Source organism: Mycobacterium simulans, assembly GCF_900232995.1.
In the GTDB taxonomy this organism is placed as follows: domain Bacteria; phylum Actinomycetota; class Actinomycetes; order Mycobacteriales; family Mycobacteriaceae; genus Mycobacterium; species Mycobacterium simulans.
Genome location: NZ_OCVX01000003.1, coordinates 740,160 through 762,398 on the forward strand (window position 1 = coordinate 740,160; position 22,239 = coordinate 762,398).

Sequence of the window (22,239 nt, forward strand, 5' to 3'; positions counted from 1 at the left end):
GGTATCCACCTCAGCAGGCAATACTACCCACTGTTCTTACTCTGAAGTAAGTTCGTCCCTGACACGGAAGGCAGCTCAGTGGCCCCCAGGCGCTCGTCGGATCTGTTCTCGCAGGTCGTCAACTCCGGACCCGGATCGTTCGTGGCCAAGCAACTCGGAGTTCCGCAACCCGAGACGCTTCGCCGCTACCGTCCGGGCGATCCCCCGCTTGCCGGGTCACTGTTGATCGGCGGTGCGGGCCGAGTCGTCGAGCCGCTGCGGGCGGCACTGGACAGCGACTATGACCAGGTGGTCAACAACCTGGGCGGACGCTGGGCCGACAAGTTTGGCGGACTGGTCTTCGACGCCACCGGGATCACGACACCGGCCGGATTGAAGGCCTTGCACGAATTTTTCACGCCGCTGCTGCGCAACCTCACCCACTGCGCACGCGTCGTGGTCGTGGGCACCACGCCCGAAGCGGTCACCAACACCGACGAGCGGATCGCGCAGCGTGCGCTGGAGGGCTTCACCCGCTCGCTGGGCAAGGAGGTCCGCAACGGGTCCACCGTGGCGCTGGTATATCTGGCGCCGGACGCCAAACCGGCCGCCACCGGCCTGGAGTCGACCATGCGATTCATCCTGTCGGCCAAGTCCGCCTACGTCGACGGCCAGGTTTTCTATGTCGGGGCGCAAGACGCCACCCCACCGGCCGACTGGGATAAGCCCCTGGACGGCAAGGTCGCCATTGTGACCGGGGCCGCGCGCGGGATCGGCGCCACAATCGCCGAGGTGTTCGCCCGCGACGGCGCCCGCGTCGTCGCCATCGACGTGGAATCGGCTGAGGAGACCCTGGCCGAAACCGCCAACAACGTCGGTGGCACCCCGCTGTGGCTTGACGTCACCGCCGAGGACGCCGTCGACAAGATCGCCGAGCACCTGCGCGACCACCACGGCGGCCGGACCGACATCCTGGTCAACAACGCCGGCATTACCCGCGACAAGCTATTGGCCAACATGGATGACGCGCGCTGGGATGCCGTGCTGGCTGTCAATCTGCTTGCGCCCCTTCGGCTCACCGAAGGATTGGTAGGCAACGGCGCCATCGGCGAGGGTGGTCGGGTGATCGGGCTGTCGTCGATCGCCGGCATTGCGGGCAACCGCGGACAGACCAACTACGGCACCACCAAGGCCGGGATGATCGGCATCACCCAGGCGCTGGCACCGGTGCTCGCCGAGAAGGGCATCACGATCAATGCCGTCGCGCCGGGTTTCATCGAAACCCAGATGACGGCCGCAATCCCGCTGGCCACCCGCGAGGTGGGCCGTCGGCTGAACTCGCTGTTGCAGGGCGGTCAGCCCATCGACGTCGCCGAGACCATCGCCTATTTCGCCAGTCCGGCTTCAAACGCGGTGACCGGCAACGTCATTCGGGTCTGCGGCCAGGCGATGATCGGCGCATGAACCAACCAAGTGGCCTTCGAAATATGCTGCGCGCGGCGGCCGGGGCGTTGCCCGTGGTGCCGCGGGGAGATCAGCTGCCCAGCCGCACGGTGACCGTCGAGGAACTCCCCATTGACCACGCCAACGTGGCGGCGTATGCGGCGGTCACCGGTCTGCGCTATGGCAACAATGTGCCGCTGACCTACCCGTTCGCCTTGACCTTTCCCTCGGTGATGTCACTGGTGACCGGCTTCGACTTCCCTTTTGCCGCAATGGGAGCGGTGCACACCGAGAACCAGATCACCCAGTACCGCCCGATCGCGGTCACCGACACGGTTGGTGTTCAGGCGCATGCCGAGAATCTCCGCGAACACCGAAAGGGCCTGTTGGTCGACATTGTGACCGACGTCAGCGTGGGCAATGAGGTTGCCTGGCACCAGGTGACGACGTTCCTGCATCAGCAACGCACTAGCTTGTCCGACGAACCCAAACCGCCGCCGCAAAAGCAACCCAAATTGCCTCCGGCGCCTACCGTCCTGCGCATCACCGCCGGCCGGATCCGCCGCTACGCGGTCGTCGGAGGCGACCACAATCCGATCCACACCAACCCGATTGCCGCGAAACTGTTCGGGTTCCCAACCGTCATTGCGCATGGGATGTTCAGTGCCGCAGCGGTATTGGCCAACATTGAAGGGCGGTTTCCGGACGCCGTGCGTTATTCGGTGCGGTTCGCCAAGCCGGTGGTGCTGCCGGCCACGGCGGGACTCTATGTCGAAGAACATGGCGACGGCTGGAATCTCGACCTGCGTAATGTATCTAAGGGATACCCGCACCTGGCCGGTACCGTTCGAGCGCTGCGTTGAGCCCGTGGGCCGCGACGGCGGTAGCCAGGAATAGCAGCAGCAGCCAAATCGGGGGTCGGGCGAGTTCCCAGACGAAGATCGACGCCCAGATCGGTGAGCCTTGAGTGACCGCGAGGACGCCGGCCGCACCGGCCAGCGAAACCGCGGGCACGTGCAGGTGCGTTCCGGCCGCCGAGTTGATTGCCAGCACCAGCAGCGATCCCGCCGCGGCGCCGGTTGCCAGCGACGGCGTCAGCATCCCGCCGGCTCCGCCGGCGCGCAGGAACAGCGCGGTTAGCAGCGGCTTCAACACCAGAATCACGGCCGCCGCCGACAGTGTCATCCCGGAGGCGAGGCTGACGGTCAGAATGCTTTTGCCGTTGCCGGGCAGTTCGGGCCACCAATGCGAACAGATGCCGGTCAGCAACCCTGCGGCCGAGATAGCAGGGATTAGCACCCAGGACCGCATCAGGTGAGCCGGGCGCGCCGCGGCCATGACCCGGTTGAACGCCAAACCCACCGCGAGGGCAAGCGGCGCCAATAACAAGCCGTGGGCGGTAAGCAGGTACGTCGAATCCGCGCTGGGCCAGTCGAGCTGCGGGCGATCGTGCGTAATGGCCGAGCCGATCGCCACGGCCAGGCTGGAGGTAGTCAACGCCGCGCCCAGTGCCCGCGGATGCCAGGTGTTCAGCATGATCCGGACGGCGAAAAGCGCGCCGGCCAGCGGAACGGCGTACACCGCACCCAGCCCGGCCCCGGCTGCACAAGCCAGCAGGATCTCGCGGTCGCCCGGTGACAAACGGTTCAGCCATCCCGTAGCCAAATCGCTTAGCGCCGCAGCGAATTGGCGCGGAGCGCCTTCCCGTCCCAGCGATGCGCCGGAGCCAACCAACACCACCTGCAGCATGGCGTCGATGCTCCAGGAGAGCCGCGGTATCCGCTCGTGGCGGGCGATGGTCCCGGCCAGCGGCGGCACGTCAGTTCTACGCCGCAGGATCCACCAGCCCAAGGCTGCCAGCGCACCACCAACCATCGGGCCGACCGCGCGACGGACCGCACTGCTGCCGGTAATTCCGCCGAGCAGGGGACCGAAGGTGTAGTGGTAGGTGAGGTGCTCGACGACACGCAATACCACGGTTGTGGACAATCCGGCGACCCCGGCCAGCAGGCCGACGATGACTACCGCGCAGAAGAAGTCCAGGTTCCGGTGCGGCCGCACCAAGCGAATCTAGCCCGTGGCGACGTTAGATCCGATGTCCCGATCCGGCGGCGCTCCCTTGAGACCGAGCCAGAACAGATTGATCAGCAACTCGGCGGCCTCGTCGACGTCGGTGTCCCCGGCGCTGAGCCGGGTGGCCACCGCTTCGCCCGCACCGACCAGGGCCACGGCCATCATCTCGATTTCGGCGTCCGATCGCGGGCTGCGGGTACCCGCGCGCACCAGTCCGGCGACGAGTTCGATGATCTGCTCACGTCCCTGGCGAACCGTCTGGGCGAACGCTTGCGAACTGACCGCCTGGGTGTACATCACGATCCACGACGCCCGGTTTTCGTCAATGTAGCGCAAGAACGACACAATGGTGTTGCGCAGCAAGTCTTTTGGACTTTGGTTCAGGTCGATGCCGGCGCGCAACACATCGATGAACCGGCTCATCTCACGGTTGAGACAGGCACCGAATAGGTCTTCTTTGGAGCCGTAATACAGGTAGAGCATGGGCTTGGAGATCTGCGCTTCGCCCGCAATCGCGTCCATTGAGGTTTCGTGGTAGCCGTTGACCGAGAACATCTGAACGGCGGCGTCGAGCATCTGTTGCTCGCGGACAGCACGAGGTAACCGCTTGGTACCACCTGCCATCGCTTTCCCCTTTGGGCGACTCTCTAGCTTGTCTATCTGACTCTAGAGTAGACACATATGCGCTGGTAGCCCACACGTTCAGCGGCCGCACCCCTGGTTAGAGCCCTTCATGGCCGCGACCCGCACGACCGATTGGTCGATCGCCGGCGTCTGTAATTCGCCCGCGTTCAGCGCTTGCTCCAGCCGGTCCAAGACCGCGGGCACCTCTTTGGAGGTGACCCACAGCGCAATGTCGGCGCCGGCTTGCAAGGTGCGCAACACCGCCTCGGCCACGCCGAACCTATCGGAGATCGCCGCCATGGCGGAAAGGTCATCGCTAAAGATCGGGCCGTCAAAGGGCGGGGCACCATATCCAGTGCCGGTGCGCAGCAATTCCACCGCGGCCTTGCTCAGGCTGGCCGGGTCACTGCCGGTCAAGCCGGGAACCTGCATATGACCCACCATCACCCCGACGGGCGTCTGGGTCACCAATGTCCGGTACGGGACCAGGTCATCGGCCACCAGGTCGCTTAGCGGCGGCGTCGTGACCCCCCCGGTGTGCGAATCACCCGACCCGTGGCCGTGGCCGGGAAAATGCTTGAGCACCGGCAGCAAACCGGCGTCGCGCAAACCCTGCGCGTATGCCCCTGCGTAGACGGTGACCTTTGCCGGATCCGAACCGAACGACCGATCCCCGATGACGGTGTCGTCCGGGGCGTCGGTGACGTCGACCACCGGGGCGAAGTCGACGGTGATGCCGAGTTTCTTCATCTGGCGGCCGCGGTCCAGCGCCAGGTCATGGACCTGCTGGGGGGATTGCGTCTGTCCCAGCTCGCGGGCTGTCGGCCCTCGGCCCCCGAGTAGCGACCTCAATCGCGACACCCGACCGCCTTCTTCGTCGATACTCACCGCCAGCGGCAGCGGACCGGCGCCGGACGTGATCTCGGCCAGCGGGCCATTGAATATCGACAAGTCGGTATCGCTGCCGATGAAAATGCCGCCGACGCGGTAATTGCTGACCACCGCCTTGGCGTCGGCCGCGTCACGCACCCCCACCATCAAGAGCTGGGCGAGCTTGTCGCGGGGCGACAGCATCGCCGGAACGGCCGTCGGCTCCGCGCAGATCCGAGGCGCGGGAGCGGCGATGGGCATCGGAGCGGCGGGCGGCTGACTGGTGGTGGTCGACGAAGATCCGGTCTTGGTGCCGCTGTGGCACCCTGCCACCAGGGCCGATACCGCAGCGAGCACAACCAGGGTGTGCCGAAAGAACATCCGGACATGCTGTCATGGCGGCGTTTCAACGCCGACTTGGGGCTCGGCTTGGGTCGCACAAGCTGGGCAAGCTCTTCTGCTAGGTTGACGCTATGAACCGGATCGTCGCGCCCGCCGCCGCCAGCGTGGTGGTTGGCCTCTTGTTGGGTGCGGCCGCAATCTTCGGTGTCACCTTGATGGTGCAACAGGACACGAAACCGCCACTCCCCGGGGGCGATCCGTCGTCCTCAGTGCTCAACCGGGTCGAGTACGGCAACCGTAGTTAGCCCAGCGGCTCAGGTTGCGCCTGCGGAAGCTGCATTGGGCTCTGTGGTGGCACCGCTTACTCGTCGCTGGCTGCTGTTGGTCTCCGCGGTCGCGCTGGCGCTGACGTTCGCCCAGTCCCCCGGGCAGGTCTCCCCCGACACCAAGCTCGACCTCACCGCCAACCCGCTGCGCTTCCTAGCCCGCGCGACCAACCTGTGGAGCAGCGAACTGCCATTTGGACAGTCGCAGAATCAGGCCTACGGCTATCTGTTTCCGCACGGCACCTTTTTTGTGATCGGCCACCTGCTGGGCCTGCCCGGATGGATTACCCAGCGATTGTGGTGGGCTGTGCTGCTCACCGTCGGCTTTTGGGGGCTGCTGCGCGTCGCCGAGGCGCTGGGCATCGGCAGCCCGACGTCGCGGGTGCTCGGTGCGGCGGCGTTCGCGCTGTCGCCGCGGGTGTTGACGACGCTGGGGTCGATCTCTTCGGAAACCCTGCCCATGATGCTGGCGCCGTGGGTGCTGCTCCCGACGATTCTGGCGTTGCGCGGCTCGGGCAGGTCGGTACGCGTACTGGGCGCCCAGGCCGGGCTGGCGGTGGCGTTGATGGGCGCGGTCAATGCCATCGCGACCCTGGCGGGTTGTCTGCCCGCGCTGATCTGGTGGGCGTGTCACCGGCCGAATCGGTTGTGGTGGCGTTACACCGCGTGGTGGCTGCTGGCGCTTGTCCTGGCGATGCTGTGGTGGGTGGTGGCACTGGCCCTGCTGCGCGGAGTCAGTCCGCCGTTCCTGGACTTCATCGAATCCTCCGGCGTGACGACGCAATGGTCCTCACTGGTGGAGCTGCTGCGCGGCACCGATAGCTGGACACCGTTCGTGGCGCCCAACGCGACCGCGGGGACGCCACTGGTCACCGGATCGGTGGCCGTCCTGGGCACCTGTCTGGTCGCGGCGGCCGGCCTGGCCGGGTTGGCGCTTCGTGGCATGCCGGCGCGCGGACGGCTGGTGACGATGCTGCTGGTCGGGGTGGTGTTGCTGGCCGTCGGCTATAGCGGCGGGCTGGGCTCGCCCGTGGCCCACCAGGTGCAGACGTTCCTCGACGCCGCGGGCACCCCACTGCGCAACGTGCACAAGGTCGGGCCGGTGGTGCGGCTGCCGCTGGTGCTGGGCTTCGCGGAACTGTTAGCGCGCGTGCCCTTGCGGCTAAACGCATTTGCCCATCCTGAGCGCGACAAACGCGTCGCGGCCGGAATCGTCGCTCTGACCGCGCTGATGGTCAGCACCTCACTGGCGTGGACCGGCCGGCTCACCCCGCCCGGCACGTTCACCGCGATACCGGGGTACTGGCATCAGGCCGCCGACTGGCTCAGCGAACACAAGAACGGGCGCGTTCTGGTAGTCCCCGGCGCGCCATTTGCCACCCAGGTCTGGGGGAATAGTCACGACGAGCCGCTGCAGGTGCTCGGCAGTAGCCCGTGGGGGGTACGCGACTCCATTCCGCTGACCCCGCCGCAGACCATTCGGGCGCTGGATTCGGTGCAGCGTCTGTTCGCGGCCGGGCGACCATCGCTTGGGCTCGCCGATACCCTTGCCCGCCAAGGCATTTCGTATGTGGTTCTGCGCAACGATCTGGATCCCGAGACGTCGCGCTCGGCACGCCCGATCCTGGTGCATCGCGCCATCAACGGGTCGCCGGGGCTGACGAAGGTGGCGGAATTCGGCCCATCGGTTGGTCCGGGTTCGCTGGCGGGCTTCGTCAGCGACGGTGGACTGCGACCGCGGTATCCGGCCGTCGAGGTTTTCCGGGTGGGCAGTGGCGGCGACACAGGCGCGCCGTATTTCGCCGACGTCGATCGGCTGGCGCGTATCGACGGCGGACCCGAAGTGCTGTTGCGTCTCGATGAACGGCGACGGCTGCAGCGCCAGTCCGCGCTGGGCCCGGTACTAATGACCGCGGATGCGCGCGCCGCGGGGCTGCCGGTGCCGCGAGTCGTGGTCACCGACACGCCGCTAGCCCGTGAAACCGACTACGGCCGGGTCGACCAGCACTCGTCGGCGATTCGGGCGGTTGGCGACGCAAGGCACACCTACAACAGGGTGCCCGACTACCCGGTCCCCGGGGCGGAGACGGTTTACGGCGGGTGGACCGGTGGACGTCTTACCGCATCCAGCTCGTCGTCGGATTCCACCGCACTTCCCGACGTCGCCCCGGCGACCTCACCCGCCGCCGCGATCGACGGCGACCCGGCGACCTCATGGGTGTCCAACGCACTGCAATCCGCCGTCGGGCAGTGGCTACAAGTCGATTTCGATCACCCGGTGACCAGCGCCGTCATCACGGTGACGCCCAGCGCCACGGCCGTCGGCGCCCAGATCCGCCGCATCGTGGTCGAGACCGTCAACGGCAGCACCACGTTGCGCTACGACGAGGCCGGAAAGCCGCTCACCGCGGCGCTACCAGTTGGCGAAACGCCGTGGGTGCGGGTCACCGCGGCCGCCACCGACGACGGTTCGGCCGGTGTGCAGTTTGGTATCACCGATTTGTCGATCACCCAGTACGACGCGTCCGGATTCGCTCACCCCGTGCAGTTGCGGCACACCGTGCTGGTGCCCGGGCCACCGCCGGGTTCGGCAATCACGCGCTGGGACCTGGGATCAGAGCTGCTGGGCCGACCGGGCTGCGCGGCAGGGCCCGACAGCGTGCAGTGCGCCGCTCCGATGGCGCTGGCACCCGAAGAGCCGGTCAATTTCAGTCGGACGCTGACGGTTCCGAGTCCGATGACGGTGACGCCGACGGTGTGGGTGCGGCCGCGGCAGGGTCCCAAGCTGGCGGACCTGATCGCCGAGCCGCACACCACTCGGGCCCGGGGTGATTCCGATCTGGTCGATGTCCTCGGCTCGGCATATGCGGCGACCGACGGCGATCCGGCGACCGCGTGGACCGCGCCGCAGCACGTGGTGCAACACCGGACGCCGCCGACGCTGACGCTCACGCTGCCGCGGCCCACCGAAGTCACCGGTCTGCGCCTGGCGCCCAGTAGATCGACGGTCCCCGCCCATCCGACGATGGTGGCCGTGAACCTGGGCGACGGTCCTCAGGTCCTGGAGGTGAAGAACGGTGACGGCGGGCCGCAAGCCCTGTCGCTCACGCCCCGGATTACCGACACCGTGACCATCAGCCTGCTCGACTGGGAAGACATCATTGACCGCAATGCCCTGGGATTCGACCAGCTCAAACCGCCAGGGCTGGCCGAGGTCGCGGTGCTCGGCCCCGACGGCCGTGCGGTAGCGCCCGCCGACGCCACCCGAAATCGCGCGCGGGAGGTTACGGTCGACTGCGATCACGGCCCGGTGATTGCCGTCGCGGGCCGGTTTGTGCACACCACGATCCGGACCACCGTCGGCGCGTTGCTGGACGGCGAGCCGGTTGCAGCCGTCGCGTGCGACCGCGACCCGATCGCGCTGCCGGCCGGACAGCAGGAGTTGCTGATCAGCCCCGGCGCCCAGTTCGTTGTCGACGGCGCGCGGTTGTCTGTATTGCCGGAAGCCGAATTGCCCAGCGCCGCTGTTTTTCCCGCCGCTATCGGGGTGTGGGGCTCGGATCGGCGCGAGGTGCGGGCTCCGGCATCGGACAGGGCTCGGCTGCTGGTGATACCCGAGAGCATCAACCCCGGCTGGGTGGCCCGCACCAGCGCCGGGATCCGGCTAACGCCGGTCGCGGTCAACGGGTGGCAACAAGGCTGGGTGGTGCCCGCCGGCGACCCCGGCAGCATCACCTTGACGTTCGCCTCCAACACGCTGTATCGAGCAGGCCTGGCGGTGGGCCTGGCCCTGTTGCCGTTGCTGGCGTTCCTGGCGTTCTGGAGGCGACGGGGTCCCGGTGGTCATACAGGCGCGCAGCCGTGGCGTCCTGGCGGCTGGGGCGCTGTCGGTGCGCTAGTGGCCGGGGTGCTGATTGCCGGCCCGGCCGGCGCTGTCGTTGTTGGAGCCGCCTTGGGTCTGCGGGTTGCGCTACGTCATCGAGAGCGGCTACGCGACAGGCTCACCGTCGGACTCAGCGCCGGCGGCTTGATCCTGGCAGGGGCGGTACTGTCCCGGTACCCGTGGCGGTCCGTCGACGGGTACGCCGGGCATTCCGCGAGCGTCCAACTGCTGGCAATGATTTCGCTTGCCGCTGTGGCGGCTTCGGCGGTGAGCGTGCGCCACGGTCGCGACGGGTAGTTGGCTACCGGTTTGCCGGCTGGTTGACTGGATAAGTGGGTTGGTTTTCGGCGCCCGAATACTGGCTCGGGGCTCTGGTGCTCGAGCGTGGCACCGCGGTCATCTATCTGATTGCCTTCGTCGGGGCCGCCCGGCAGTTCCGTGCGCTTATCGGTGAACACGGGATGCTGCCCGTGCCGCGGTATATCGCCGAGCAGTCGTTTCGCCGGGCGCCCAGCCTTTTTCACTTTCGCTATTCCGACCGGCTATTCGCGAGCGCGTGCTGGTTCGGTGCCGCGCTTTCGGCGGCTATCGTCGCCGGCGCAGCCGGCCTGGTGCCGTTGTGGGCCGGGATGCTGATGTGGCTCACGCTGTGGGTGCTCTATCTGTCAATCGTCAACGTCGGACAGGCGTGGTACTCGTTCGGTTGGGAGTCACTGCTCTTGGAGACCGGGTTCCTGATGATCTTCCTCGGCAACGAGCGGGTGGCCCCGCCGTTGCTGACGTTGCTATTGGCGCGCTGGTTGCTGTTCCGAGTCGAATTCGGCGCCGGACTGATTAAAATGCGCGGTGATCGGTGCTGGCGGGATCTGACGTGCCTGTACTACCACCATGAAACACAACCGATGCCGGGCCCGACGAGCTGGTTCTTCCATCACCTGCCCAAGCCGCTGCACCGAATCGAGGTGGCGGGCAACCATTTTGCTCAGCTCGTCGTGCCGTTCGGGCTATTCGCTCCCCAGCCCGTGGCCAGCATTGCCGCGGCCATCATCGTCGTCACGCAGTTGTGGCTGGTGACGTCGGGCAACTTCGCCTGGCTCAATTGGGTGACGATCCTGTTGGCGTGCAGCGCAATCGACTACTCATCGGCGGCGCGGCTTTTGCCGGTACCGGTCCAGCCCGTGCTGCCGGAAGCGCCGCCGTGGTTCGCCGGCCTGGTAATCGCATTCACTGGTGTCATGCTGGTGCTCAGCTACTGGCCGGCGCGCAACCTGTTGTCCGCCGAACAGCGAATGAACATGTCGTTCAACCCATTTCACTTGGCCAATACCTACGGCGCCTTCGGCAGCATCTGCCGCATCCGCCGGGAAGTGGTGATCGAAGGCACTTCCGAATCCAAGATCACCGAGCAGACGGTCTGGAAGGAGTACGAATTCAAGGGCAAGCCCACGGGTTTGCGCCGGCTGCCCCGGCAATTTGCGCCGTACCATCTGCGGCTGGACTGGCTGATGTGGTTCGCCGCCATCTCGCCGGGCTACGCGCTGCCGTGGATGACGCCGTTTCTCACGCGGTTGCTGCGCAACGATCCGCCGACGCTCCGCTTGCTGCACCACAACCCGTTCCCGGAGTTCCCGCCTCGGTATGTGCGCGCGCAACTCTACGTCTACCGCTTCACGACGTTCCGGGAGCTGCGACGCGATCATGCTTGGTGGCATCGCACGCTGATCGGGCGGTATGTCTCGCCGATGTCGCTGGGGAAGTGACAGAGTGTGCGCCCTGGGCTTTGAGCGTGCAGCCTGGGCGGCGCCGATCGGCGTGTCGTCACCCTAGGCGCACACCCGATGCCGCGGACATTACAGCGTCTCGTCCAGTTCGCCCAGCCGGTCGGTCAGGCGCAGGTTCTCGGAATAGTCGACGGGGCAGGAAATCAGCGTCACGCCGTCGTCGTCCAGGGCGGCCTTGAGCGTCGGCAACAGTTCGTCGGCGCTGGTGATCCGATATCCTTTGGCGCCGAAGCTTTCCGCGTAACTCACCACATCGGGATTGTCGAACGAAACATAGTGGTGCTCGCCGAGTTCGAGGTCCATTTTCCACTCGATGAGGCCGTAGCCGCCGTCGTCCCAAATCAGGACCACCAATGGGATACGTTCCCGCACGGCGGTTTCTATCTCTTGGGAGTTCATCATGAACGCGCCGTCGCCCACCACGGCCAGCACCTTAACCTCCGGGCGGGCCAGCTTGACCCCAAGTGCACCAGGCAACGCAAACCCCATGGTAGATAGACCGTTTGAGACCAAACAGGTGTTGGGCTCGTACGTCGGATACAACCTGGCCATCCACATCTTCGTGGCGCCGGTGTCGACCAGTACCACGTCGCAGCGACCCAGCGCGGCCCGGATGTCGGCAACCACTCGCTGAGGGGCCAATGGAAACCGTGAATCCTGTTGTCCCCGAGCAAATTCCTCGGCCAATAAGCCAGATCCGGGAGCATCGCCGGTGTCGCGGAAGCGGTGGCCGGCCAGCGCGTCAGCAACCGCATTCAGCGAGTCGCTGATCTCGCCGATTATCCCGACGCTAACCGAATAGTGCGCGTCGACCTCGGCGGGAAAGCGGTGGATGTGAATGATCTCCTTGTCGCCACCCGGGTTGATCCGCACCGGATCGAATTCCTGCAGCTCATAGCCGACCGCAATGACGACGTCGGCGTTGTCGAATCCGAAGTTCACATAGTCATGCCGCATGAATCCAAGCGTCCCAATGCTGTTGGGATGATCGTCGGGCATGACACCCTTGCCGTGGAAGCTGTTGGCGACCTGGATACCGAGCTCCTCGGAGAACCGGATCAATGCCGCGGTGGCGTTACTGCGGGCAGCGCCATGTCCGGCCAGCACCACCGGCCGCTTCGCGTTACGCAGGATGTCGACGGCGCGTTCCACCTGACGTGGTGCTGGCGCGTCGGCTCGAACGACGTTGCGCGGCAATGGTGTCAGGTCGGAATAGTCAGCAGCATCTTCGTCTATGTGCTCGGGGACGGCCAGATAGACCGCGGCCGGGCGTTCGGTTTCGGCGACCTTGAACGCTTTGCGGAACATCTCCGGTATGGCACGCGCGGTGGGGACGCCGGCAGCCCAGCGTGTGATTGGAGCAAACATCGACACCAGGTCGACATACTGATGGGACTCCTTATACTGACGGTCCTGGCCGACCTGCGCCGAGATCGCGACCATCGGGGTGCTGTTTGTGGTGGCATCGGCGACCCCGAGCTGCATGTTGATCGCGCCCGGCCCCAAGGTGGCCGAGACCACGCCAGCGCGGCCGGTGACCCTCCCATACATCTCAGCCATGAACGCCGCGGCCTGTTCGTGCCGGGTGAGCACATACCGAATGTCAGACGCCGCCAACGCCTGGATGAAACGAATGTTTTCCTCGCCAGGCAACCCGAAGACGACCGTCACCCCCTCGTTTTCCAGGCACTTGACCATCAGCTCAGCGGCTGTACTCATCCGGGCACCTCCCTCTGGCCACGATAGTGGCAGGCTGGATACGCAGACATCTCACAAGCCAAACCAGACGAAGGATGGTCAGCGTGCCAATCGCCACTATCAACCCGGCCACCGGCGAGACAGTCAAGACCTTCACCCCGGCAACCGACGATGAAGTCGAGGCGGCAATAGCCCGCGCCTACCAGCGGTTCGCCGACTACCGACAGACCAGCTTCGCCCAACGGGCCCAGTGGGCCAATGCCACCGCCGACCTGCTGGAGGCCGAAGCCGACGAGACCGCCGCCCTCATGACCCTCGAAATGGGCAAGACGCTGACCGCCGCCAAGGCGGAGGCACTCAAGTGCGCCAAGGGCTTTCGCTACTACGCCGAGAACGCCGAAGCGCTGCTGGCCGACGAGCCGGCCGACGCCGCAAAAGTTAACGCATCCAGGGCGTACGCACGGTATCAGCCACTCGGCGTGGTACTGGCCGTGATGCCGTGGAATTTTCCGCTCTGGCAGGCCGTCCGGTTCGCCGCGCCGGCGCTGATGGCGGGCAACGTCGGCATCCTCAAGCACGCATCGAACGTGCCGCAGTGCGCGTTGTATCTCGCCGACGTCATTGCCCGCGGCGGTTTCCCGGACGGCTGCTTCCAGACACTGCTGGTCCCCTCCGGTGCCGTCGAGCGAATCCTGCGCGATCCTCGTGTCGCCGCGGCCACCCTCACCGGTAGCGAACCGGCCGGCCAGTCCGTCGGCGCCATCGCCGGCGACGAGATCAAGCCCACCGTGCTCGAGCTCGGCGGCAGCGACCCGTTCATCGTCATGCCATCCGCGGATCTCGACGCTGCGGTCCAAACTGCGGTTACCGGCAGGGTGCAGAACAACGGCCAATCCTGCATCGCCGCAAAGCGGTTCATCGCTCATTCCGACATCTACGACGAGTTCCTCGACAAGTTCGTTGAGCGGATGCGAGGTCTACAGGTTGGAGATCCGACCGACCCGCAGACCGATGTCGGCCCGCTTGCCACCGAGCAGGGCCGCGACGAGGTGGCCAAGCAGGTCGAGGACGCTGTCGCCGCGGGCGCGGTGACCCGCTGCGGCGGCAAACGCCCTGACGGACCGGGGTGGTTCTACCCGCCGACGGTGATCACCGACATCACGAAGGACATGGCTCTCTACACCGAGGAGGTGTTCGGCCCGGTCGCTTCGGTGTTCCGTGCCGAAAACATCGACGAGGCCATCGAGATCGCCAACGCCACGACCTTTGGTTTGGGATCCAACGCCTGGACGCAGGACGAGGCCGAGCAACAGCGCTTCATCGACGACATCGTGGCCGGACAGGTCTTCATCAACGGGATGACGATCTCCTATCCGGAGCTGCCGTTCGGCGGCGCCAAGCGGTCCGGCTACGGCCGGGAGCTCGCAGCACACGGGATCCGCGAGTTCTGCAACGTCAAGACGGTGTGGATCGGGTAGCGATGCCGCGGTGAGCGGGACTAGGCCGAGACACCGGCCAGGGCGCGCTGATCCTCGTCGGCGAACGTGTCCTCCAGCTGCAAAGGCGAGTAATCGACGTCGATTTCGCCGAGCGGCCGGCCCCGGGCGCTGGCGATCGTCCCGAACCGGCGCATGCCCTTGTCGGTGGAGTACTGCAGGAACTCGTCTTCTTTCAGGCCGAAGGGCTTCGGGTCGGCGTACAAGGCGAAGCCGTCCTGGGTGAGTTGCAGCGCCAGCGGGATGAGTTCGTTCATGCGCGATTCGAACACCGTCCAGTTGGCGTCGTCCGCAGCGACATGGCGCCGGCAGGTGAAGGTGCCCCACGCCATGTGGCGTCGCTCGTCGTCGCCGATGCGCTGGACCAGTTCCTGCATTCCGGGCAGAATTCCGCGTTCCACGCAGATCTTGTGCCAGGCGTAGTAACCGGTTAGCGCCAACATGCCTTCGACAATGTGGTTGTAGGTTACGGAAGCCCGAACCTGGGCGGCCGGTGAGGGATCGGTGGTCAAGGCGTTGAGGCAGTCGGGCAACTCGTCGTAGAACATCTGGCGGTAAGCCGGAAGGTCATCGAGGTAGCCGTGCAGGTCGCCGGTCATCCCGACGGCGTCGAGCCACATGCGAAACACCTGGGTGTGCTTGGCTTCCTCGAACGCGAACTGGGTCAGGTACATCTCGTCGCCAAGCCGACCTTCGGCCCGCATCGCGGCCATGAACGGCTGAATGTCCTCGGTGACCGCCTCCTCGCCGGCGATGAACTGGGCACACAGCCGGGTGGCGTAGTCACGTTCGTCGTCGGTCAGCTTCTCCCAATCCGCTCGGTCGCGGGAGAAGTCGATATCGGCAGGATTCCAGAATTTCGCGTTGCCCCCGGCAAACAGCTTGAGCGGCAGGCTGTTCCAGTTGAGCCCGCCCGCCACGAGCGAGCCGGAACGTGTCCGTGTCATGTGACCTCCTCAGATCGTATCGGGGCTGACAGCGGAGCGAACGCGGCCGACAGCACGGCGACGAGCCTGCGCACGGCCAGCGCCGGCTGCTCCGGTGTGGGCTCGTCGAGCCCGAGAATCGGATCCAAGCCGCGCATGTAGGGCGCCAGAGCCAAGTGCGGGAAGATCATCAGCAGCAGCGACAACAGCACATCGGTATCGCAATCTCCGCGCAGATCTCCACGGGTTTGCGCGGCGTGAATCAGCGGCCGCAGCACTTCCAGGTAGTGACGGTTGCTGACGCTGCGCACGCTGATCCGCGCTTCGGTGTCGACCTCGAGGGTGATCGCGGCATGCAGCGCACGTTCCCGTGGATGTTCCGCATAGTAGGCGACCCAGCCGTCGAGGAGGTCGGTGAGGAACTCGAAAAACGGCCGGTCCGGGTCGAGCTTGCCGATGAGCTCTTCCATGTAGGCGCGTACCCGCTGACTTGCAATGTCAGTGATGAACGCGTAGAGGTCGCGCTTGTCCGCGAAATACTGGAACAGGCTTCCTTTGGCCACCCGCGCCCGCCGCGCGATGACATTCAGGCTGCCGTTGGAGAAGCCGTGGGCCCCGAACTCGGCTTCGGCGGCTTCCACAATGGCCGCCCGACGCGCGGGATCGACCCGCGCCCAAGTCACCGTCGGCACTTATCCTCCCCACGTTAATGACCACTGGTCATTCTACTGTGAGGTAGTTCACAGTCAAGGCGCGGCTTAGCCGGAATTGCCAGGATCGCCAGGCCTACGGACGCATCTCGTAGGCGCCGTTGAGGGGCAGGACGTGGTCCTTCCAGATCTGCTCGTAACGCGCCCGGTCGTGCACCGGACGGCGAATCATCCGCAGCGCAAACCGGGCCTGCTCGTCGGTCGTGGCGGACTTGTCGTTCAGCTCAACGGCGTAGCTGTTGAAGTCCCGGACGAGCAGGCCGAAGATCTCGTCGATCAACACCTCGTCCACACCCGACAGCGGGGCATCCTCCAAGATCAGCTGGGCGTAGGGCACCGTCGCAAACAGTTGCCCGACGCCAAACGCAAAGTCGATGTCCTTCTGCTGCACGGCGTCCGGGGTGGCGCTGGCCAGCATCTCGGTGAGCACGTCGACTTGCTCGCGCAGCAGCGCGACATTAGGCAGGTGGGCGAAGCTGTCGAACGACGCGCGCCAGTCGTGGAAACGCACCTTGCCCAGGCCCCCGGTGGGTCCCTGGGCGAACAGGAATTCGTCGTCTGCAGCGTCGTCGCGGCGCGGGATCAAGGGTAGCTCGGCATCAGGGGCGAACAGGTAGTTGGGCATGAACTTGCCCAGCAGCCCGATGTTGATGTGCACGGTGCCTTCCAGCCGCGGCAGCAGGCCGATCTCGCGGGCCACCGTCTCGAAGAAGGTGTCCTTCTCCACACCCTTGGCCGCGATGACATCCCACAGGGCAGTGATGACTCGCTCACCTTCGCTGGTGACCTTGGCCTTGGTTAGCGGGCTGTAGAGCAGATAGCGACGGTCGTTCGTCGACGCGCTGCGCATGTAGTCACTGGCCCGCGTGGCGACCAGTTTCATGGCGACCAGCCGCACGTAGGCGTCGGTGAGCAGCCGTCGCACGTGGCTGAAGTCGGTCACCACGGTTCCGTATAGGTGACGGTTCGCCGCGTGGGTTATCGACTCGTAGAAGGCGTGGGTGCACATGCCGATGGAGCCCCAGCCCAGGTTGTACTTGCAGACATTGACCGTGTTGAGGGCGGCGTGGAAGGCCCCAGGCCCGCGGTGCAGGATGTCGGCCTCGGTGACCGGGTAGTCGCGCAGCGCGTAGTTCGCCACGTAGTTCTGGGAGTTCACCACGTTCTTGATTAGCTCGTAGCGGTCGTGCTGGGAGTCGGCGGCGAAGAACACGTACTCCGGGCTGCCTGAGGTGTCCTCGATCTTGCCGAAGGTCGACACCATCCGGGCGACGTTGGCGTTGCCGATGTAGTACTTCTCCCCATTGGCGACCCAGCCGTGCTCCGACGGCGTCAGGATCAGGTCGGTTTTGTAGACGTCGGCGCCGTGGGTCTGTTCGGACAGGCCGAATGCGAACACCTCACCCTGTTCCAGCTGGGCGGCGGCCTTGCGCTTGGCGTCCTCGTTGTCGCTCATCCAGATCGGGCCCAGCCCGAGGGCGGTCACCTGGAACGGGTACCAGTAGCTCAGCCCGTAGAAGCCGATGATCTCGGCGAACTCGCTGATCCGATAAGTGTCCCAACGACAGTCATGCGCGCCGTAATTGGCCGGCGTCAGCAATGAAGCGAAGATGCGTTCGCGCCCGATGTGGTTGAGGAAGTCTGAGTACCAGACCTTGTCGTGTTCGTCGCGCTTCAGCCGCGCCTTTCCCCGAGATTCGAAGAAGTCCACCGTCGCCGCCATGATCTCCCCTGAGCGGCTGTCCGGGTATTGGCGTTGCAGATTCTTAGGATTGAGCAGCATTAGGGTGGCTCCAGATTGCGCACGCGGACATGGAAGCTAGACGACGTTAAGCTACCGTACCGCGACTCTGACGGGCATTTGCCCTCGGCATCGGGCTCGTTAAAGACGAGTCGACAACTCGCTGATCCCGATACACCGCAGCGCGTGGCAGATTGGTACGGCCGCGAACTGCACGCGATGCCGTCGACCGAACCTGGGACAGGTGTTGACGTCGACGGCTCCGACATGGCGTCGGCCGGTCGAGATGGGTGCCGTTCGGCCGGCCCACACGCCGAGTTCGCTCTGGCTTGTCGAGCTCGTTCGACGGTTAGGTTGCGACGGCGTCGGGCACCGGCGGGGCGGTGCGGGATGCTGCACCATGCATCGGAAGACGCAGTCCCACAGCACGTTTCGCTGCACGATACGGTGCACCGCACCGCACCCATTCGTCGGTGCCAAGACATCAGCGGCGCCGGACCGGAGCGGCCTCGGCGTGCTGTTCCGTGCCCGCTGTTCAGTGCCCGCTCCCCCGCGGTGCACCTTCTGGACGCCTATGCGTGGGCAAACGACGGCGCAGGCTAGGAGCACGCCGCCGAGTATTCGGCACCAGTAGCCAGTCGAACTCCCTCAACAGTTCGGGCGTCAGGTGACACCGATCATCCGGGCTCCTTCGACTCCGGAATGGCCAAATTCGTTGGCTTTGTCGATCATGAAGTGGTTGAATTCGAGTACCGCATCAACCGATTCAAAACTCACCGACGACCCGATGAACCAGGTATTCATATTGCCCTGGTTGGCGATCGCATCCCACGGCGCGCCCCGCTCGATGGCGGCCGCATCAAATCGCGGGAAGTAATCCCATTCTTGTCGCTCAAGAACATCGGAGATGACGTATCCGTTCTTCGCCAGGAACTGCTCGAGTTCAGATAACGATTTATCGGGGTCATAATTAACGGTCGTCGGGTAAGATTGACCTACTATAAGTAGGCTGCGTGCTGAATCATTTTTTGAAGGATCGAGCATCGCAGACGTTTCGCGTATCGAGGTAACCCGGTCACTTGAATGATCGAACATATTTTCCGGCCAGAAAATCAGACCCTTTCCAGAAAATGGGTTTTGTGCCTCAACGAGCGTGTTGGCATATTTGCGTTGGAATACTTGGCCACTAAAGTTATCCAGTTCCCGCGGCGTCGGCTGGTCGAGCAATTGCAGCGCCTGCTTCGCTGGGATCGCCAGTATGACAAAATCACACTCGAGACGTTCTTCCAGCCCATTGCGGACGAAGCGAATCGTCGCGGGACTGTTCCGTAAGCCGCCGGCTTCGGACCGCTCAATCCCGGTTATCGTGACGCCGAGCAGCAGATCTGCGCTAGATTTGTCCGCGAGATCCCTCCACAAAAATTCGAATCCGTTTGCAAGCATGTAAGCTACGGGTGTTTCCACTCGTCCCGATATCGGATCGTCTCCGCCGGGTTGCGGATTGCCGAAGTTAGACATGGCACTTATCGTCGCTGCATCCATCCAATAATTGCCGTAGTAGGCAGGAATGGAATCGGCGAAACCGTAACCGAACATGGTGCCGGTAAGAAAATACGCCGCCGTCAGCCGGTCCAGCGATACGTCGTGCAAGTATTCGGCGAAGTTCTTGGAGAGCAAGTCGGACGCTTCAGATCCGGGTGCTTGAGGTATGCGATGAGGACTTCGGCCATATAAGGCTTCGTTACATGCATGATACTGGGCGGCCAGCGCGGTAAGCGGGGTGGGCGGTTCGGAAGATTGCCCGTCAGATGCTGCGGCAGCAGCGGCCGCAGTCATCTGGGCGACCCATTCGGCAACTGAAATCTTACTTTGCGACCCAGGTTGTGAGAGATATATTTCACTCGACAAAACTGGTCGAACATCATTGCGTCCGATTTCGGTAAGAAGTGCCGGCAGTCTACGATATGTGGTTTTAAGCCAAGTGGTTCCGAGTTCCATAGGAAGGTCGCGGACATATACAGTGCGGGATTTTCCGCCCACACGAGGCTCAGAGTCCAGCACTGTTACCTTGGTATGGCCCCGCTGCTTAAGCAGATGCGCCATATGTATTCCAGCCGGACCAGCGCCGATTATAGCAACTCGATCGCTAATAGCCGGCGCTGAAGCGATGGACAGGGTGCCGTTATGTACGTTATTCATTGGGTAGCGGGAACACGGCTATCGCCGACGCCTGTCTTCCCTTCCTCCTAACTCTCTTTATTGACTTTGCAAAACACGCTCCAGCAGCGTTTATTGGTTGTCAGATCTGACCTCCGCTCCCATTTGAGTGGTTCAAAGGACGTTTGTTGAGCAACCGCAGATGCTTCCAGCCGGTTATCGCGGCACCGCCACAGCGCGTGTTCCACTTAGCTTCTGTGAGCGGGCTTTCACGTGGAAGTCCAGATTCCGAAGCTACAGTGGAGATCGCATTTACCGTCCATCCGTATTGGCCATCCGCATCGTCATTGAACGGGTAGATCGATTCGTGATCCCGGTGCCACGTGCCCGCGAGGCGACGGCGCTCGCGACGGCACGTGACGGGCGTATCCGGCGCGTTCGCCGCGCTTGCCCCAGCTACGGCCGGAAGATGAGTCCGGAACGTGGCAAAGAACTTTCGTGGCACCAACAGGACACCGCCCGCCCTGGCACGCGAGCGTCTTTCCGAGCTCCGTACTCGCCGTCTCATGCAAAATGCCTCTTCACCTCATGATGTACGTGCCCGGCGAACCGGTGATGTCGTCTTTCAGTGCTGTCGCTGGCGGGCTCCGTGACGTTCTCATATCCAGGCACGCGTGAAACCCATTGCGGTGCAAGGTATCGCGACATGGCATGATGCTTCTTTGTCTAGCTAGGCGCTTCGTCAGAACTGTACATTGTCATGTATTCAGCGGCGGTGAACCACAATTCGGCCGCCATACTTCGGGGCGCAGGTAACACCCCGGAAGTAGCGCGGCTCGGGCGGAGCCGTAGTCGTCTCGATGGTGAAGCTGCGCAAAACCGTTCGCAGCACTACATCCATCTCCAGGTTGGCGAAGGCGGCTCCCGGGCAACGTCGGTTACCACCGCCGAATGAAAGCCATGAGAATGCAGACGGTTTACTGCCGATATAGCGCTGCGGGTCGAAGCGGTCCGGGTCGGGGAACACGTTGGGATCGTTATGGATCTGCGCGAGGCCAACGAAAATTGCATCGCCTCGAGGAATGACCCACTCCCCGAGTTGGAAAACCGGTGCATTAACAGATCGGCCGGAAAAATCGACCATAGTTCTGGTTCGTTGGACTTCCATAATTGTTGCCTGCCGAAGTTCCGCGCCGCCGTTGTCAGCCTCCTCGACCAAAGCCGCGAGAAGATCCGGGTGCCTGGTTATCCGCTCGAACACCCAGCTCATCTGCTGCGCGGTGGATTCGTGCCCAGCGGTCAGCTGGTTGAGTAGATCGTCGCCAATATCCTTGCGCGACATGACCGAACCATCGTCATGGGTAGCACGCAGCATCAGCGCGAGCACATCGGTCCGCTCCGCGAGGCTGGGGTCCGCCCGTGCGTCATCGATCAACTTATCGATGATCGCCTCGTACCGCCGCCGCCCCGCGGCCATCCGGCCCCATGGGCTGTAGCGGCCGTAGTTGCGCCTCGGGGCCGGCATGCCGGCCACCCGCTGGGCCAGGGTGCACCACGATGGGACAATTTGGCGTAGCTCATCGAATTCAACACCCTGGCCATCGCCACCGAAAATCGCGCGCAGGATGGCGTTGATTGCGATCTGCTTCGTGGACGGCCACGTCGGGAACGACCGCCCTTCTGGCCAGTTGGCGGTCTCCCGCAGGGTCTCCTCCTCGACGAGGGTCTCGTAATTGGCGACGCTCGCGGGGCCGAACACGGACGCCAATAGCCGGCGGCGCTGACGATGATCGTCGCCGTCAAGCGCAATGACCGCCCTGGAACCCAACTCTCGACCGAGATTCGGCTTGATATTGACGATATCTTGCGGACTGGCAGTGAATACCTGCCTGGCCAGTTTTGGATCGCCAACGACGATGACGCGCCCGAATCTTGGGATGTTCAGTGTGAAGGTATTGCCGTAACGGCGTCCCAGCCATTGGATTATCTGTGGCCGCCAATACGTGAACAGCACGCCCTGCACAAGCTTCGGGATCCAGATTGCCGGGGGCAACCTAACCTCAGGCGGCGCTGCAGCGTCAGCGATTGATTGACTCATAACGTAATGCTCCCAACTCTGATATTTGCCTGGGCCTCGCTAAACTGATGAGAACCAGAATTACGCTCCGGGCTTTGGTCGCAGTACGGAGC

The 22,239-nt window shown here is 64.3% G+C and carries 15 protein-coding genes; 6 read left to right on the top strand and 9 right to left on the bottom strand.

Annotation, left to right across the window (positions count from 1 at the left end; genetic code table 11):
• The first annotated feature begins 78 nt into the window (after positions 1-78).
• Together MSIMFI_RS04160 and MSIMFI_RS04165 are read left to right on the top strand one after the other, a co-directional pair.
• Complete coding sequence (locus MSIMFI_RS04160) at positions 79-1,443, top strand: 3-oxoacyl-ACP reductase (RefSeq protein WP_191496246.1); 1,365 nt, start codon at positions 79-81, stop codon at positions 1,441-1,443.
• On the top strand, positions 1,440-2,285 hold the full coding sequence (locus MSIMFI_RS04165; RefSeq protein ID WP_191496247.1) for a MaoC/PaaZ C-terminal domain-containing protein: 846 nt from the start codon (positions 1,440-1,442) through the stop codon (positions 2,283-2,285). The genes MSIMFI_RS04160 and MSIMFI_RS04165 overlap by 4 nt, the downstream gene beginning before the upstream one ends.
• On the opposite strand, the gene MSIMFI_RS04170 is transcribed toward MSIMFI_RS04165, so the two are convergent.
• The 3 genes from MSIMFI_RS04170 to MSIMFI_RS04180 form a co-directional block, all read right to left on the bottom strand.
• Entirely contained in the window at positions 2,239-3,483 is a 1,245-nt protein-coding gene (locus tag MSIMFI_RS04170) for a chloride channel protein (protein WP_224770068.1), read from the bottom strand. The two genes, MSIMFI_RS04165 and MSIMFI_RS04170, sit on opposite strands and share 47 nt — an antisense overlap.
• A 9-nt stretch (positions 3,484-3,492) precedes the next feature.
• Positions 3,493-4,119 (bottom strand): TetR/AcrR family transcriptional regulator, encoded by a 627-nt coding sequence (locus MSIMFI_RS04175; protein ID WP_191496248.1) that lies wholly within the window; start codon positions 4,117-4,119, stop codon positions 3,493-3,495.
• A 78-nt stretch (positions 4,120-4,197) separates the two neighbouring features.
• Positions 4,198-5,370 carry a glycoside hydrolase family 3 N-terminal domain-containing protein gene (locus tag MSIMFI_RS04180; protein ID WP_191496249.1) on the bottom strand — a complete coding sequence of 391 codons (1,173 nt, stop codon included), beginning with the start codon at positions 5,368-5,370 and terminating at the stop codon, positions 4,198-4,200.
• 92 nt (positions 5,371-5,462) lie between these two features.
• Between MSIMFI_RS04180 and MSIMFI_RS04185 the strand changes: the two genes are divergently transcribed.
• The 3 genes from MSIMFI_RS04185 to MSIMFI_RS04195 are packed head-to-tail and all read left to right on the top strand — an operon-like array spanning position 5,463 to position 11,300.
• Positions 5,463-5,636 carry a DUF2613 domain-containing protein gene (locus MSIMFI_RS04185; RefSeq protein ID WP_064774890.1) on the top strand — a complete coding sequence of 58 codons (174 nt, stop codon included), beginning with the start codon at positions 5,463-5,465 and terminating at the stop codon, positions 5,634-5,636.
• A gap of 46 nt (positions 5,637-5,682) precedes the next feature.
• A complete protein-coding gene (locus tag MSIMFI_RS04190; protein ID WP_191498014.1) occupies positions 5,683-9,837 on the top strand; it encodes an alpha-(1->3)-arabinofuranosyltransferase in 4,155 nt (1,384 codons plus the stop codon).
• Between the two features lie 35 nt (positions 9,838-9,872).
• Positions 9,873-11,300 carry a lipase maturation factor family protein gene (locus tag MSIMFI_RS04195; protein WP_191496250.1) on the top strand — a complete coding sequence of 476 codons (1,428 nt, stop codon included), beginning with the start codon at positions 9,873-9,875 and terminating at the stop codon, positions 11,298-11,300.
• A gap of 90 nt (positions 11,301-11,390) precedes the next feature.
• Here the strand turns inward: MSIMFI_RS04195 and MSIMFI_RS04200 are convergent, their stop codons facing one another.
• Positions 11,391-13,040: an acetolactate synthase large subunit gene (locus MSIMFI_RS04200; protein WP_191496251.1), complete on the bottom strand. Its 1,650-nt coding sequence runs from the start codon at positions 13,038-13,040 to the stop codon at positions 11,391-11,393.
• Between the two features lie 83 nt (positions 13,041-13,123).
• Between MSIMFI_RS04200 and MSIMFI_RS04205 the strand changes: the two genes are divergently transcribed.
• Positions 13,124-14,497 (top strand): NADP-dependent succinic semialdehyde dehydrogenase, encoded by a 1,374-nt coding sequence (locus MSIMFI_RS04205; protein ID WP_191496252.1) that lies wholly within the window; start codon positions 13,124-13,126, stop codon positions 14,495-14,497.
• Between the two features lie 20 nt (positions 14,498-14,517).
• Here MSIMFI_RS04205 and MSIMFI_RS04210 read toward each other — a convergent pair whose 3' ends face one another.
• From MSIMFI_RS04210 to MSIMFI_RS04230, 5 genes are all read right to left on the bottom strand, one after another.
• Positions 14,518-15,462 (bottom strand): R2-like ligand-binding oxidase, encoded by a 945-nt coding sequence (locus tag MSIMFI_RS04210; protein ID WP_191496253.1) that lies wholly within the window; start codon positions 15,460-15,462, stop codon positions 14,518-14,520.
• Positions 15,459-16,133: a TetR/AcrR family transcriptional regulator gene (locus MSIMFI_RS04215; protein ID WP_191496254.1), complete on the bottom strand. Its 675-nt coding sequence runs from the start codon at positions 16,131-16,133 to the stop codon at positions 15,459-15,461. The genes MSIMFI_RS04210 and MSIMFI_RS04215 overlap by 4 nt, the downstream gene beginning before the upstream one ends.
• Before the next feature lie 94 nt (positions 16,134-16,227).
• Positions 16,228-17,934, bottom strand: coding sequence for an acyl-CoA dehydrogenase family protein (locus tag MSIMFI_RS04220; protein WP_191496255.1), 1,707 nt, complete (start codon positions 17,932-17,934; stop codon positions 16,228-16,230).
• A 621-nt stretch (positions 17,935-18,555) separates the two neighbouring features.
• A complete protein-coding gene (locus tag MSIMFI_RS04225; protein ID WP_224770069.1) occupies positions 18,556-20,091 on the bottom strand; it encodes an FAD-dependent oxidoreductase in 1,536 nt (511 codons plus the stop codon).
• Between the two features lie 724 nt (positions 20,092-20,815).
• A complete protein-coding gene (locus MSIMFI_RS04230; RefSeq protein WP_191496257.1) occupies positions 20,816-22,147 on the bottom strand; it encodes a cytochrome P450 in 1,332 nt (443 codons plus the stop codon).
• Between the last annotated feature and the right edge of the window lie 92 nt (positions 22,148-22,239).